Source organism: Nocardiopsis sp. KDC1DS13DA1 (genome assembly GCF_055632325.1).
The window spans coordinates 49,999-63,685 of the sequence record NZ_JBVMUY010000047.1 but is presented as its reverse complement, the minus strand read 5'-3'; the positions used below and the strand labels follow the sequence as shown (position 1 = coordinate 63,685).

14 protein-coding genes are annotated in these 13,687 nt (G+C 70.6%); 6 read left to right on the top strand and 8 right to left on the bottom strand.

From position 1 onward, the window contains the following. The first annotated feature begins 358 nt into the window (after positions 1-358). The 4 genes from ACTVAJ_RS27290 to ACTVAJ_RS27275 all read left to right on the top strand — a co-directional run bounded on the left by ACTVAJ_RS27290 (position 359) and on the right by ACTVAJ_RS27275 (position 3,946). Positions 359-1,897, top strand: coding sequence for an alanine/glycine:cation symporter family protein (locus tag ACTVAJ_RS27290; RefSeq protein ID WP_470391151.1), 1,539 nt, complete (start codon positions 359-361; stop codon positions 1,895-1,897). Between the two features lie 197 nt (positions 1,898-2,094). Further along, positions 2,095-2,394, top strand: a complete 300-nt coding sequence (locus ACTVAJ_RS27285) for a DUF1540 domain-containing protein (protein WP_470391150.1) — start codon at positions 2,095-2,097, stop codon at positions 2,392-2,394. A gap of 231 nt (positions 2,395-2,625) precedes the next feature. Then, the gene (locus ACTVAJ_RS27280; protein WP_470391149.1) at positions 2,626-3,555 is read left to right on the top strand and encodes a CobW family GTP-binding protein; all 930 of its coding nucleotides are present in this window, start codon (positions 2,626-2,628) and stop codon (positions 3,553-3,555) included. Position 3,556: 1 nt separating this feature from the next. Next, positions 3,557-3,946, top strand: a complete 390-nt coding sequence (locus ACTVAJ_RS27275) for a Fur family transcriptional regulator (protein ID WP_470391148.1) — start codon at positions 3,557-3,559, stop codon at positions 3,944-3,946. On the opposite strand, the gene ACTVAJ_RS27270 is transcribed toward ACTVAJ_RS27275, so the two are convergent. Further along, positions 3,901-4,377, bottom strand: a complete 477-nt coding sequence (locus tag ACTVAJ_RS27270; protein WP_470391147.1) for a MarR family winged helix-turn-helix transcriptional regulator — start codon at positions 4,375-4,377, stop codon at positions 3,901-3,903. The two genes, ACTVAJ_RS27275 and ACTVAJ_RS27270, sit on opposite strands and share 46 nt — an antisense overlap. Positions 4,378-4,481: 104 nt before the next feature. Here ACTVAJ_RS27270 and ACTVAJ_RS27265 point away from each other — a divergent pair, with 104 nt between their 5' ends. Further along, on the top strand, positions 4,482-5,165 hold the full coding sequence (locus tag ACTVAJ_RS27265; protein WP_470391146.1) for an NADPH-dependent F420 reductase: 684 nt from the start codon (positions 4,482-4,484) through the stop codon (positions 5,163-5,165). 7 nt (positions 5,166-5,172) lie between these two features. Here ACTVAJ_RS27265 and ACTVAJ_RS27260 read toward each other — a convergent pair whose 3' ends face one another. Next, positions 5,173-6,051, bottom strand: coding sequence for a helix-turn-helix transcriptional regulator (locus ACTVAJ_RS27260; protein WP_470391145.1), 879 nt, complete (start codon positions 6,049-6,051; stop codon positions 5,173-5,175). A gap of 107 nt (positions 6,052-6,158) precedes the next feature. Between ACTVAJ_RS27260 and ACTVAJ_RS27255 the strand changes: the two genes are divergently transcribed. Next, positions 6,159-7,847: an AMP-binding protein gene (locus ACTVAJ_RS27255; RefSeq protein ID WP_470391144.1), complete on the top strand. Its 1,689-nt coding sequence runs from the start codon at positions 6,159-6,161 to the stop codon at positions 7,845-7,847. A 738-nt stretch (positions 7,848-8,585) separates the two neighbouring features. Here the strand turns inward: ACTVAJ_RS27255 and ACTVAJ_RS27250 are convergent. From ACTVAJ_RS27250 to ACTVAJ_RS27225, 6 genes are all read right to left on the bottom strand, one after another. Beyond that, positions 8,586-9,236, bottom strand: a complete 651-nt coding sequence (locus ACTVAJ_RS27250) for a hypothetical protein (RefSeq protein ID WP_470391143.1) — start codon at positions 9,234-9,236, stop codon at positions 8,586-8,588. A gap of 19 nt (positions 9,237-9,255) precedes the next feature. Further along, positions 9,256-9,723: a hypothetical protein gene (locus tag ACTVAJ_RS27245; RefSeq protein WP_470391142.1), complete on the bottom strand. Its 468-nt coding sequence runs from the start codon at positions 9,721-9,723 to the stop codon at positions 9,256-9,258. 122 nt (positions 9,724-9,845) lie between these two features. Further along, positions 9,846-10,325, bottom strand: coding sequence for a hypothetical protein (locus ACTVAJ_RS27240; RefSeq protein WP_470391141.1), 480 nt, complete (start codon positions 10,323-10,325; stop codon positions 9,846-9,848). 703 nt (positions 10,326-11,028) lie between these two features. Continuing rightward, positions 11,029-11,610, bottom strand: coding sequence for a TetR/AcrR family transcriptional regulator (locus tag ACTVAJ_RS27235; protein WP_470391140.1), 582 nt, complete (start codon positions 11,608-11,610; stop codon positions 11,029-11,031). 38 nt (positions 11,611-11,648) lie between these two features. After that, complete coding sequence (locus ACTVAJ_RS27230) at positions 11,649-12,881, bottom strand: acyltransferase family protein (RefSeq protein ID WP_470391139.1); 1,233 nt, start codon at positions 12,879-12,881, stop codon at positions 11,649-11,651. A gap of 132 nt (positions 12,882-13,013) precedes the next feature. After that, on the bottom strand, positions 13,014-13,178 hold the full coding sequence (locus tag ACTVAJ_RS27225; protein ID WP_470391138.1) for a hypothetical protein: 165 nt from the start codon (positions 13,176-13,178) through the stop codon (positions 13,014-13,016). Positions 13,179-13,687 lie beyond the last annotated feature (509 nt).

Below are 13,687 nucleotides of genomic sequence, written 5' to 3'. Positions count from 1 at the left end.
GGCGCCCGACGGCAGGCGGGAAGCCCCGCGCCGTCGGGCTTGGCGCGTTCCCGGACACTCTCGTGTAAACACTGATGACACACCGTCGCGATCTGGTGTGGCGCATGGGTCAAAAGTAAAGCTTCGCCGCTTTTGTGTTGCTTGCCACTCTTGCGGGCTTAGGATCCCGAAAGTGAAGTTCGGCTAAAGCCTCCCCGTAGGGAAGCTAAACCCCCGCTCGCCGGCGGGGACCGGATTCAGCAAGCCCGTTCGACGGACCGGAACCGACCGCCCACGAGGCGGACGGAGGGTCCCGTGCGGCCCGACCACCGGGCGCACGGAACCGTTCCGCGTCCTCCCCGGCCGAAAGGTGCGCTCCATGACCAGCGCTGACGCCGTACCCCAGCAGCAGAGCATCGGCGAGACCGTCGAAGGCGCAGTCGACGCCGTGTTCGACCCGATAGCGACGCTGCTCAGCGACGTCGTGTTCGCCAAGATCCCCGTCTTCGGGACGGAGTTCCCCTGGATCGTCGGTTGGCTCATCGCGGCCGGTGTGGTCTTCACCGTCTATCTCGGGTTCCTCCAGTTCCGGAAGCCCCTCACCGCTGTCAGGATCGCCCGGCACGGACTCGGCAAGGACGCTCCGGGCGAGGTCACGCACTTCCAGGCGCTCACCGCCTCCATCTCCGGCACCGTGGGACTGGGCAACATCGCGGGTGTGGCCATCGCCGTGACCATCGGCGGCCCCGGTGCCACGTTCTGGATGGTCCTCGCGGGTCTGCTGATGATGGCCGTCAAGTTCGCCGAGTGCACGCTGGGTGTGAAGTACCGCGAGATCGGCCCCGACGGACAGGTCAGCGGCGGCCCGATGAAGTACCTCGCCAAGGGGCTGGCCGAGCGCGGATGGGCGCCGCTGGGCAAGGTCCTGGCCGGGCTGACCGCGGCGTTCGTCCTCATCTTCGCCGTGGCCGGCGGCAACATGTTCCAGGCCAACCAGACCCTCGAACAGCTGCGCACGGTCACCGGCGGTGAGAGCGGCCCGCTGGGCGGCAGCCTCGGCTCCTTCGCCTTCGGCGTGGTCCTGGCGGTGCTCGTCGGCTTCGTGGTCATCGGCGGCATCACCAGCATCGCCAAGGTCACCAGCAAGCTCGTGCCGAGCATGGCGCTCCTCTACGTGGCGGGCTGCCTGGTCGTCATCGGCGCCAACGCCTCCCTGCTGCCCGGCGCGATGGCTTCGATCATCGAAGGGGCCTTCGCCCCGGCCGGTGTCGCGGGCGGCGCCGTCGGCGCGATGATCATCGGCTTCCAGCGCGCGGCCTTCTCCAACGAGGCCGGAATCGGTTCCGCGCCGATCGCGCAGGCCACCGTCAAGACCGACTACCCCGCCAGCGCCGGTCTGGTCGCCATGCTGGGCCCCTTCATCGACACCGTGGTCATCTGCACGATGACGGCGCTGGCCATCGTCATCGCCTCCCCGCAGTCCTGGCTGGACGCCCGCGAGGCCGCGGCCGACGGCGCGGAGCTGCCCGGCGGCGTGAGCCTGACCTCGGACGCCTTCGCCACCGTCATGCCGTGGTTCCCCTACGTCCTCACCGTCGCGGTCATCCTGTTCGCGCTGAGCACGGTCATCACCTGGTGCTACTACGGCCTCAAGGGCTGGACGCACCTGTTCGGCAACGGCCGGCGCAGCCAGCGCGTCTACCTGGTCGTGTACTGCGCGTTCCTGGTGGTCGGCTCGGTCCTGACCCTGGGCTCGGTCCTGAGCCTGGCCGACGCGCTGGTCTTCGCGGCGGCGCTGTTCAACATCTTCGGCCTGTACCTGCTGGCGCCGGTCGTCAAGAGGGAGCTGGCCCGGTTCCTCGCCCACCTGCGCGGCGAGGACGAGTCCGGCGCCCGCCAGGAGGAGCTCGTCGGATAGCCCCGAGGCCCCCGGCCCCCGGCCCCCGTGAGAGACGCCCGCCCGGCCTGCCCCGGGTGGGCGTCCTCGCGTCCCGGGGCGCGCAGGCACGGTTCGGGGTCTCACCGCCGAATTTCCATGACACGGAGTGTTCTTTTGGAAGCTGCGTGTGATCACTGGAAGGCTCTGGTGTACGTCGACACACTGGAGGAACCGCGATGAACCTGCCCCTGGCGAACCTGCCCCTGGTGAACTCGTGCAGCGCGGACGCGTGTTCGTACAACACGGACCACAACTGCCACGCCCAGGCCATCACCGTGGGCGAGACCGAGCACGCCCAGTGCGACACCTACGTCAGGGTTCCGGCCCAGGGCGGCGACCCCGTCGCCACGGGGCACGTCGGCGCCTGCAAGATGTCCGACTGCCAGCACAACGTCCGACTCGAGTGCCAGGCCCCGGGTATCGCCGTCGGATACGTGGAGAACCAGGTGGACTGCCTCACCTACACGCCGGCCTGAGCCGTCGTCGGCCGGTCTCCGTCGGACCCGGTCCGGGTTGTGCCGCCCGGGCCGCCCCGTCTCCGCCGTGGGCGCGTGCCGCGACCGGTGGCCGTCCATCCCGTCCCGCCTCGCGGGATGCGATACTCCGCCTTGATTGGTTATGGTAATCATTCTCAATCAAGGCTCCGTCCCGTTCCGGCGACCCCGGACGCGGGGCGGGGTCCGCGCTGTGAGGCGGGGGCGGGTGGCGTGACGACGACGAAGGCAGGGCGGCTGCCGGTGACGGTGCTGTCGGGGTTCCTCGGGGCGGGCAGGACGACCCTGCTCAACCACGTGCCGAACAACCGGCGGGGGCTGCGCGCGGCGGTCATCGTCAACGACATGGGCCAGATCAACATCGACGCGAACCTCGTGCGCGGCGGGGGCGCCCTGTCGCGCACCGGGGAACGCCTCGTGGAGAGGGCCAACGGCTGCATCTGCCGCACCCTGCGCGGCGACCTGCTGGAGGAGGTCGACCGGCTGGCCGCCGAGGGCCGCCTCGACCACCTGCTGATCGAGTCCAGCGGCATCTCCGAGCCCATGCCCGTGGCCGCCACCTTCGCCGCGGACGGCGCCCCCCGGCTCGAACGCGCCGCACCCGACACGATGGTGTCCCTCGTCGACTCCGAACGCGCCTCGCGCGCCCCCGGCCGGGTGGCCGAACCCAACGGCGACCACGTGCCCGAGACTGGGGAGTACGGCATCACCAGCACGGTGTTCCTGGCGGACCGGCCCTTCCGCCCCGGTCTGCTGTGGGGCCTGGTCGCCGACCGCCTGGTCGGGGGCGCGTTCGGCCGCGTGCTGCGCTCCAAGGGCTCCTTCCGACTCCTCACGCGCGCCCGGATCACGGGACTGTGGTCGCAGGCCGGCTCGGTCGCCCGTTTCGCACCCTCCGGTACGTGGAACCCCGCCGACGCGCCGCTGCCTGGCCGTACCCGTGCGGAGCCCGCCCCGGGCGAGGCCGTCTCCCCGCGCCAGGAACTGGTGTCCATCGGTACCGGGCTGCGGCACGCCGAGCCGACCGCGGCGCTGGGCGCCTGTCTGCTCACCGACGCCGAACTCGCCGCCCCCTGGGAGGACCTGCCCGACCCCTTCCCCGGGTGGGACGTGCCCGGTGCGCACGCGGCGCACACGCACTGACATGGCCAGGCACGACGCCGCCGTCCTGGGCGCCCTCGGCCGGGACCCCCGCTTCCGCAGCGCCCAGGAGGTGCACGCGCTCGTCGCCGGGCCGCGGTCCCGGTCCGCCCGTCCGCCGAGCCTGTCCACCGTCTACCGCGCGCTGCGCCGCCTGGCCGACGACGGGGTCCTGGACACCGTGCAGTCGTCCGACGGTGAGCGCCTGTACCGCCTCTGCGGCAGCGACGCCCGCCACCACCACCTGGTCTGCCGGATCTGCGGCGAGGTCGAGGAGGTGCCCGCGCCCGGGGAACTCGCGCCGCTGGTCGAACGCCTCGGGCGCGCGAGCGGCTTCGGCTCGCTCGACTACTCCTTCGAGCTCGTCGGTGTCTGCCCCTCCTGCGTGTCCTGAGGTCGTTCCTCGCACACCGCCCTGAGCAGTGCCTCCTCCAGGGCGGCGCGCTCCCCGCCCGACAGGTGGGCGAGCGGGCCGCCCCGTGCCAGCCGGGCCATGAGGCGCTCGCGCAGCTCGGTTCCGGAGGGGGTGAGGACGAGCTGCTTGGCCCGGCGGTCCGTGGGGTGCGGTCTGCGCTCGACCCACCCGCTCCGCTCCAGGCGGTCCACGACGTAGCTCGCGTTGGGCGGCTCGCAGCACATCCGCGCGGCCAGTTCGCGCATGGTGAGCGGTTCGCCGAGTTCGCGCAGGGCGCCGCCCTGGGTCCGGGTGAGGTCGAACCCGTCCAGGCAGGAGCGGATGTGCGCGTCGAAGCGCCGCGCCAGCTCGTTCACCAGGGCGCGGGTGCGCCGCGTGTCGTCCTCGGCGGGCGGGTCGTCGGTGGCCATGGGTTGAGGGTACCTGATGTTGACAGTTGTAATAGTTCGAGTTGTAATGATTTTCCGTCGGGTCACACCGCCCGCCCCAGCCGCATCCCACGAACGGAGCCACCATGACGTCCTCCCACACCACCGCGCACCCGCGCCGCATCGCGATCCTCGGGGCGGGACGGATCGGGCGCCCCGTCGGACGGCACTGGATCCGTGCCGGACACACGGTCACCTTCGGTTCCCGGACCCCCGACCGGCTCGCGGAGTTGGTCGACTCCCTCGGCGAGCGGGCACGGGCGGCCGACTGGCGCGGGGCGGTCGCCGACGCCGACGTCGTCATGCTCGCCGTGCCCTACGAGGGGGTCGACGCCCTCGTCGACGAGGTCGCAGACCTGGTGGACGGCACGACCGTCATCGACGCCACCAACCCCATGACCGTGTCCGCCGACGGCCGGGTCGTCTCCGCGCTCGGGGCGGGCCTCACCGCGGGGTCGCGCATGGCCGAGCGGCTTCCGGGCGCGGCCGTCGTACGCGCCTTCTCCCACGTGGTGGAGGAACTGCTGGAGACCCGCGCCTTCTCGCCGATGCCGGTGGCCATGGCCTACGCGGGAGACGACGCGCGGGCCGGAGCCGAGGTCGCCGACCTTATCCGCGACACCGGCTTCCAGCCCGTCGACCTCGGCACCCTCGCCGACTCCGCCCCCCTCGACCCGGGCGGCGTCCTCTTCGCCGGGCTGTTCACGGAGGCCGACGTCCGCCACCGCCTCGACCTGGTCCGCCGGGCGGGCGACACCGCCGCGGCCTGACCCCGGATCAGGGCAGCAGCCCCCGGCGGCGGGCGGTCACCACCGCCTCGTGCCGAGTACCCGCGCCCAGTTTGTGCATGGCCGAGCGCAGGTAGGCCTTGACCGTCTCGGGGCGCAACGAGAGCCGGGTTCCGGCCTCGGCGTTGCTGCACCCCAGCGCCACCTGCGCCAGGACGTCGACCTCCCGCGGCGACAACGGCGACGCCCCGACGGTGGCGGCGGGCGCGCCCCCGCGCCCGCCGCCACCCAGCCCGGCCAGCCGTCGGGCGGCGTCCAGGAGTTCGTCGCGCATCCCCTCGTCGTCGGCCCGCCGGGCCAGGGAGCGAAGCCTCGCGTGCAGCTCCCGGACCTCCTCGGCCGCCGTCGCGTCGGGCAGCACGCCACCGTTGGCCCGCTCGGCCCGGAGCAACCGCAGCCGCCGGTCGACCTCGTCGCGTACGGCGAGTTCGCGGCCGAGCTCCCGCGCGGCCGCGACCAGCGCGTCCGTGGCCCGCTCGCCGAGGACCGCGCCGCGCGAGGCGCCGTAGAGCACACCCGAGACCGCGCCGGACACCACCACGGGCACCGCGACCACCGAACGCAGCCCCTCGGCCAGGACCGGGCCGTCGTAGTCGTGGGTGATGGAGGCGGCCGAACCGTAGTCGTCCACCGCGTCCGGCCGCCGCGACACCAGGACCCGGCCGCCCAGGCCCGAGGCCGCCGCCACCCGGAGCCCGCGCAGCCCGTTCGTGCGCACGCCGATGAACTGCGTCAGGCGCATCCCGTCCCCGGCCGCCGCGCCGCCGAAGGCCACGGGCAGCCCGGCCCTGCGCCGCGCCGTCCTGAGGGCCAGGCGGAAGGCGTCCCCGTCATCCGGCCGCATCGAGTCGTCCCGGTTCGCGCTCACCGAACCACACCCTTTCGGGGGTATCCAGCCGTTCGTGTGACATGGAGCATACGGGGGTGTAACACACTCGTCGGTTTCGACAGACCCGGACACGAAGGGGGAGGGGCGTGACCCACACCGGCCCCACGGTTTCCCAGCAGGAGGACCACACACCGGCCACGGCTGCCGCCGAACGCGTGCGGGAGCTCATCGGCCGTTTCGACGCACCGGACGCGTGCGTGTCCGAGCTCCTGTGCGACCGGCACCCCGCCGACGCGGTCGCCTTCACCGTGGTCGAGTCGGACCTGTCCTCGCGCGACCTCACCTACGGGTGGCTGTCCCGCGAGTCGGCGCGCTTCGCCGCGGCCCTGGCCGAACTCGGGGTGGGCCCCGGCGACGCCGTCGCCGTCCTCATGGGCAAGTCCGCCGACCTGCTGGTGGCGCTCCTGGGCATCTGGCGACGCGGCGCGGTCCACGTTCCGCTGTTCACCGCCTTCGCCCCACCGGCGATCGCACTGCGGCTGGAGGCCAGCGCGGCCCGTGTCGTCGTGGTCGACCACGACCAGCGGCCCAAGCTCGGCCCCGGCCAGGACCTTCCCGCCGACCCTCCGTGGCGCGTGGTCGTCGCGGGTGGCGAGCCCACCGGGGACGACCTGTCGCTCGCAGGCCTCCTGGACGCCCACCGGGGCGACGAGCCGAAGGCGGCCCCGGTGGCGCGCGGCGGCGACGCGGAGTTCGTCCGCCTGTTCACCTCGGGCACCACCGGCACACCCAAGGGGGTACCGGTGCCGATCCGGGCGCTGGCCTCCTTCCAGGCCTACCTGGAGCTGGGCCTGGACGTGCGCCCCGACGACGTGTTCTGGAACGCCGCCGACCCCGGCTGGGCGTACGGCCTCTACTACGCCATCCTCGCCCCGATGGCCGCCGGCAGGCGCGGACTGCTCCTGCACGCCGGGTTCTCTCCCGCTCTGACCTGGGACGTGATGGCGAAGTTCGGCGTGACCAACTTCGCCGCCGCCCCCACCGTCTACCGCGCCCTGCGCGGGGCCGACGCCCCCGTCCCCGACGGTGTGCGCCTGCGCGCGGCCTCCTCCGCGGGCGAGCCGCTCACCCCCGAGGTCGTGTCCTGGGCGGAGGAGGCGCTGGGCGCCACGGTGCGCGACCACTACGGCCAGACCGAGCACGGCATGGTCGTCGTCAACGGCTGGGCCGACGCCGTGCGCGCACCGGTGCGCCCCGGGTCGATGGGTGAGGTGATGCCGGGCTGGTCGGCGGAGGTCCTCCTGGACGACCGCGACGAGCCCGCCCCGCCGGGGACCACCGGCCGCGTGGCCCTGCGCGCGGACGGGAGCCCGCTGATGTGGTTCACGCACTACGCGGACGCGCCGGACCGGACCGCCGAGCGCTTCTCCGCCGACGGCCGCTGGTACCTCACCGGCGACTCCGGGTCCCGTGACGAGGACGGCCACTTCTACTTCGCCTCCCGTGACGACGACGTCATCATCATGGCCGGGTACCGCATCGGCCCCTTCGACGTCGAGAGCGCGCTGCTGCGGCACGCACTGGTGGCCGAGGCCGCGGTGGTGGGCGCCCCCGACGCACTGCGCGGCGAGGTCGTGGAGGCGCACGTGGTCCTGCGCCCCGGGGCGGTCGGCGACGAGGCCCTGGCCGACGAGCTGCGCGACCTGGTCAAGACCCGGTTCGCCGCCCACGCCTACCCGAGGGCCGTGCACTTCACCGAGAGCCTGCCCAAGACACCCAGCGGCAAGATCCAGCGCTACCTGCTGCGGAGGCGCAGCTCCGACAACCGGGAGTGAGCCGCGTCCGCCCCCGGCGGGTGGTGGGCCCCGCTTCCGTCACCCGCCGTGTCGGCGGCCCCGCCGGGATGAGGGGCCGGGGCGCCCTCCGCACCGCCGCCGACTGGCTCCGGTCCGAGGACGAGTCCTCCGGTCTCTCCCATGCCTACCGCCTCGCCCTCGCACCGCTTCGGCGGGCGTCCGGAACCCCCGCTGACCGGGGTGTCGGTGCTGACCGGGGCCGCCTCCGAGCACCGGGGGAGGGACGACCGGCTGCCGCCCGCCATCCTCGTCAACGTCAACCGCGTGGGGCGCTCCCTGAGGACGGAGGGCCGTGTCATCCGGGTGCCGTTCGGTCCGCTCCTCCCCGGTGGCCGGTGGGGCCGCGAACCGCGGCCGGTGAGTTCCTCGACCCGGGAAAGCAAGAGAATCGACAGGTGGTGGGGAAGGTACCGACCGGGGTGTGCCGGGTCGCCCCGCGTTCCGCTGGAAGGCGTGCACCCTCCGGGTGCGCGGGGTCTGGTCCTGTGGTGCATCCCCGCGGGTGTACCGGACTCCTGTCACTGCCATCGGATGAGAAGTCCGGTGATCTGGTGTTACTCCGTGCCTTTTCGTGCCGTTTCGTGTCACCCCATCCGATCCTCCGTGCCGTCTGAGGCCGCATGATGCCGCCTGGTGTCGTGCCAGTACGGAACTGCGGAGCATAAACGGAGCACGAACCGGGGGTGGGCGGCGTCCGATGGATGGCTGGCTTTGTTGTCAGTTACCTTGCTCGGAAGGCTTGGGATCTCTCGAGTCGTGTACTTCGACCAGGCGGTAGGTGTCCTGCTGACCGTCGGCGTGGTGGCCGGTGATCCGGCTGATGCGAGGGGCGTTCGTTTCCGGGGTGATCTCCAGTCTGGTGATGTGGTCGGCGGCGGCTCCGTCGTAGGGAGAGGGGGTCCTGTGGTTCGGGGTCGCGCTCAGCGCGGTTTCCGTGGAGTCGGCTGCTGCTGTGACGTCGGTGAGCAGGCCGATGATTCTGTGGGGTTCGATGAGTTCGGCGAACCAGTCTCCTGCCCAGAAGGCCCAGTCCGCCTCGTGGACGGCCTGCGGGTCGATGTGTTGTTCGGTGGTGTCCTCGCCCAGTCGCAAGTGGATGGTGTCTCCGCAGCGGCTGATGATTCGGTCGTGTGCTCGCACGGTCCACACGTCGTGGCGTTCGATCTCCACCTGACGTCGTAGGTGGGTGAACTCGTTGCTGCCGTGGTCCACGTAGGGGGCGAAACCGCGCCGTGGTTCTCCCTCCGGTGTCACCGTTGGCGCGGCCTGGTGTGCCTCGGCGATGAACAGGCCGCGGGCGGGTAGGGCGGCGGTGGTGGCGAGCCGAGCCAGAGCACTCGCGGCTGCGATCCGGTTACTTTCGGCCATGAGATGTTCCCTCCCCCATTCAGGTGGATGTGGAGTCCCTCCAGGCGTATGAGACGTACTCCTCGACGGGGCCGTCAGGGGGCTGCTCTGGCCTGATCCATGTGGCCTGGAGGACGTGGTAGGCGGAGCACCTGTGAGGTCGGGTCTGTACGTGGATGGCGTCGTCGCCCAACGGGTGGTAGACACACACTTTTCCTGCTGAGACCCCCGTATGTGGTTGGGGCTGTTCCACGCACCTTTCCTCGGTGGATGTGGATTCGTCGGGGATGCCGCGTTCGTCGACGTGGGGGAAGGAGAGCAGGACGACACGGATGGGCGAGTTGCCGGTCAGGATTCTGGCTTGTCCTGTGTCGTTTTCGAGTTCGGGCCAGGCAAGGCTTTCTGGGGTGGATTTCGGGTTCCGGCCCAGGGTGGAGAGGAACGGGGTGAGTTCCAGGTCCCCGATCTCCAGGAGCGGGGGTTCGGGCGGTGGGGTGCGTTCAGACACTTGTCTCCAGACGGTGCCGGGCACTGTCTCGCCTTCGGGGGAGGCGGGGGAGGGAGGAACAGAGCATGATGTGAGGAGGAGACAAGCCCCCACGCAACGCCATGCTCGGTGGGCGAAGGCTCTCAGCCGCATGTGATCGCGTTGTCGTTCTGTTCATACGATGCGGCGGAGAAGGTCTGCGTGCCTGTGCTGACCTCTCCGAACCCCTCCGTGCGGTAGCGGTATTGGCTGCCCTGGTCGCACGGTGTGGTGATCGTTCGGCGGTACTCTTGCACGTTGCCGCTGGTCTTCGTTTTTGGGTCGAGAGTGGAGACGCGCTGCCAGCCGAACCAGCGTGATCGGTAGGTCTTGGCCGAAACGGTGTTGGAGACCAGGACAAGGTCCCTGCAGAAGCTGGTGACCCGGGTGTGGATCTCTTTGTATCGGGTGCTGTAGTGCGGGTAGTTGACCTGGATCCCGCAGTTTCCGCTGGGCTGCTGGGCCCGTTCCACGGCGGTGTAGGGGGCTTCGGAACGCGGGAGGCCAGGGGTGGCCTCATCCTGGTCTTGGGCGTGGGCGTGGGCGGGTGTGGCCAGCCCGCAACTCATTGCTATGGCGATCACTACGGCAGCGAGTCGGTGGGGCCGGGGGTGTTTAGGGCTGCGCATGCGCTCAAGCTATCACTAAGAGTTACTAGAATCCCGCCCTTCGTGAACACGTGGGTGGTGTCGTGTGGGGGCCAAGGACCCTCTACCGACGTTTCTCAAGACGCGTGCCGGGATCGCCTTCCCGTCACTCATGAGAACCGGGTAGCCGTCAAGGGGGTGTTGGGTTCGGTCGGCGTTGTGTCGCTGGAGGCATTCCGGTAGGCGGTCGAGCGGCCCGCTTGGTTGGTGCTGCGGGACTATGGGAGGGCCCGTCGGTACGGGTGGGGGCGGGGTGTGAACAGGGGTCTGGTCCCATCTCGGTCCCACCCTGGTCCCATCAGTGCGGCGAGTCCTCTGAGGCGAGGTCGCGAGCCCTGTCTGAACTGGGTTTTTGTGGCGCGCCCGGCAGGATTCGAACCTGCGGCCCCCGGATGAGAAGTTCGCTGGTTACGCACCGAGATGTGTCGCTACGTAACGTTCCGTGCCGCACCATCCGATCCACTGTGCCGCCCGGTGACATGCCGTGCCGCCCCGTTCCAAAACCGCGGAGCACCGACGGAGCACGCACGGGCCGACGGTGGCGTCCGATGGCACCTTGAGAGGTCCTGGCGTGTTGCGGTGGATTCTCGCGCGAGTCCGTTGGACGGCCTTTCGGCCGCGCTCGTCTTGCGTGTGCACCTCAACCCTCGGCGAACAGCCCGTGGGTGAGCAGCCGCTGGTTGGCCGCGCTGCGTTCGGCGACCACCGCGGGGTCGAAGACCGGTGTGTCCAGGCCCGGTCGCATCGCCGGTTCCAGGAGCATGGGACCCAGGACGAGGAAGAGTACCTGGTAGGGGGCCCACCGCTCGTCCGTGCCGCCCATCGCCGAGAGCCGTACCCGTACCCCCTCCAGGAGACGGGCGAAGAGGCGGGCGCTCAGGTCGCTGCCTTCTGCCAAGGCGCGGCGGAGGTATTCACGCCGGATCGCGTCCGTTCCGAACAGCCTGGCGCTGGCCTCGCCGAAAGCGGCGAGGCTCTCCGGTTCGCCTTCCCGTTCGCCGATGTCGGAGAGGATCGTGTCGAAGGCGTCCAGGACGTCCTCGTCCACGGCCTCGCGCAGTTTCTCCTTGGAACCGAAGTGGTGCCGGACCAAGGCGTGAGAGACCCCGGCGTCGGCCGCGATGGCGCGGAGCGAGGTGCTGGAGAAGCCGTGTTCGGCGAACAGGCGCAGCGCGGACATCCGGATGCGGGCCCGGCCGGTGAGATCGGCACTGTGCGTCATGGGCGCACAGCCTAGCCGTCCCACCGGCGGGGTGCCGTTCACAGCACTCGGCGAAGGTAGGGGGTTCGACTGGCGGCCCAGGCCAGGGCGAAGCTCAACACCAGGCCGCCGACGGCGGACAGGGCGAAACCCTCCCACGGGCCTGCGGCGAGGGCATCCGCCGTGTACTGCAGGGCGACGACCACCGGAACGTGGATGAGGTAGACGGTGAAGGCCAGCCCCGCCAGGGCGAGCGGCAGTCGGCTCGGCCGGGCGGCCCGGCGGCGGAACAGCACGAGCAGGCCAATGGACAGGGAGACGCACATCAGCGTCTCCATGGTCGACCACAGCAGGGAGCCGGTGTTCCAGCCGCCTGCGGTGTACCACCTGCCCAGTTCCTCACCGAAGGCCAGGTGGGCTCCGGCGAGCGCCGTGCCGAGGGCGAGCCAGGCATACCCCGAGCGGTCGGGGAAGGCCGTGAGCCAGCCCTGCCGGTAGGCGAGGAGGCCTGCCACGAAGAAGGAGGACTGCAGGGCCAGGTCGGCGGGCTCGGCCTGGATGAATTCCAGGAGCGGGACCCAGGTGTCCACGGGGTACCAGACCCGCAGTGCGAAAGTCGCCAGCGCCACCAGGGCCACGAAGAGCAGGATCGCGGCGGTCGAGGGGGCCCGGGGAGAGGTGTCCGTGGAGGAGGGCGCCTGGCTGGGCAGCCGGGCTGTCAGAACGCGCCACAGGGTGTACAGGACGGCGTAGACCAGCAGGTGCTGGATGAACCACAGGTGGGCGAACTGGCGGTCCGGCCAGATGGGGCCGGACCAGCCCTGAGGTCGTTCGGCGCCGCCCATGTAGATGTCGGCGTAGTAGGTGGCGAAGCCGAGGTCGGGGTGGGGGCGGAAGTTCAAGTAGTAGGCGTACATCAGGACCGGGACGACCACCAGGAATCCGATGAGCACCAGCGGCAGGAACCGCCGGAAGCGTTCGCCCAGGAAGGCCTTGGCGCCCTTGCGGTCGTAGGCCGCGGGGACGAGGTAGGCGGAGATCAGGAGGAAGAGGCTCATCAGAAAAGTGCCCGCGACGAGTGCGGCGTTGGAGAGCAGGGGTGCCTGGGTCTGGCCCTCGAAGTACCACCAGTCGGCGGGGCCGTAGGGCTGTGCCGCGTGGAGGAGCACGACGAGTGCGATGAGTAGGAGTTTGAGGTGGTCGAGGTAGTACAGCCGACCGCTGTCGGCCGACAGGTGCTGTCCAGATGGATTTTTTACTGTCCACATGGACAGCACACTAGATGGGCGCATCAACGGCTGCCAGGGGTCCGCGTGGATATCAGGGAACTCTCCGGGATCTCCCCGGGGTGCGTGTCAGAGGCGGCCGTTGGTGCCACGGCCTCAACGGTGGGCTGGCATGTACCGGGTGGCCTTCTGTGTCCGTCACCGCGACCGCCCCGAACCGTCTGTCGGGGACACCGCCTTCCCCAACAGCTCACCGGAGCGGCGGTGGATCCCCGGCTCGGCCTGCAACTCGGCGATGCGCTTGTTCGCCGCGGCCAGCCCGGTCTTCTCGGCGCCGGTCAGACCTGGGGTTCTGTGGCGCACCCGGCAGGGTTCGAACCTGCGGCCACCGGACGAGAAAGGCTCCTTCGTCAGGAGGACACCGGGAATGGCGCTGTTCAAGATCGGCGCAAGGTGTGTTCAAGGTCCGGCTGGGAGGATCCTGCCATCGGATGGATGCCTGCCCACGTAAGTGAAATCCGATGGTCGGCCGGTCCGCTCCGCATTCCAGACAACCAGCTACTCCGACATCTTCCAGGTAGGGCGTGCTGGCACCGTGCCCTCGAACGAGACGCACGTCCCTTACTCCTAAGGATCACCACATGAGCACCACGCGCATCGCCCGCCGCGTCGCGGGGCATCGTCGTGCCCTCACCGCAGCCGTCCTTGTGTCGACTATGGCCACGTTGTCCCTGGTGACCGCCGCACCCGCGTATGCGACGCCTGACAACTGCACGAGGTGGACTTCGGGCTCGCGTGGGCAGACGATCAACGTCGTATGCACGAGTGGCACGGGGCGCTACGGCATCGCCGCAGCATGCTGGGATGGAAGG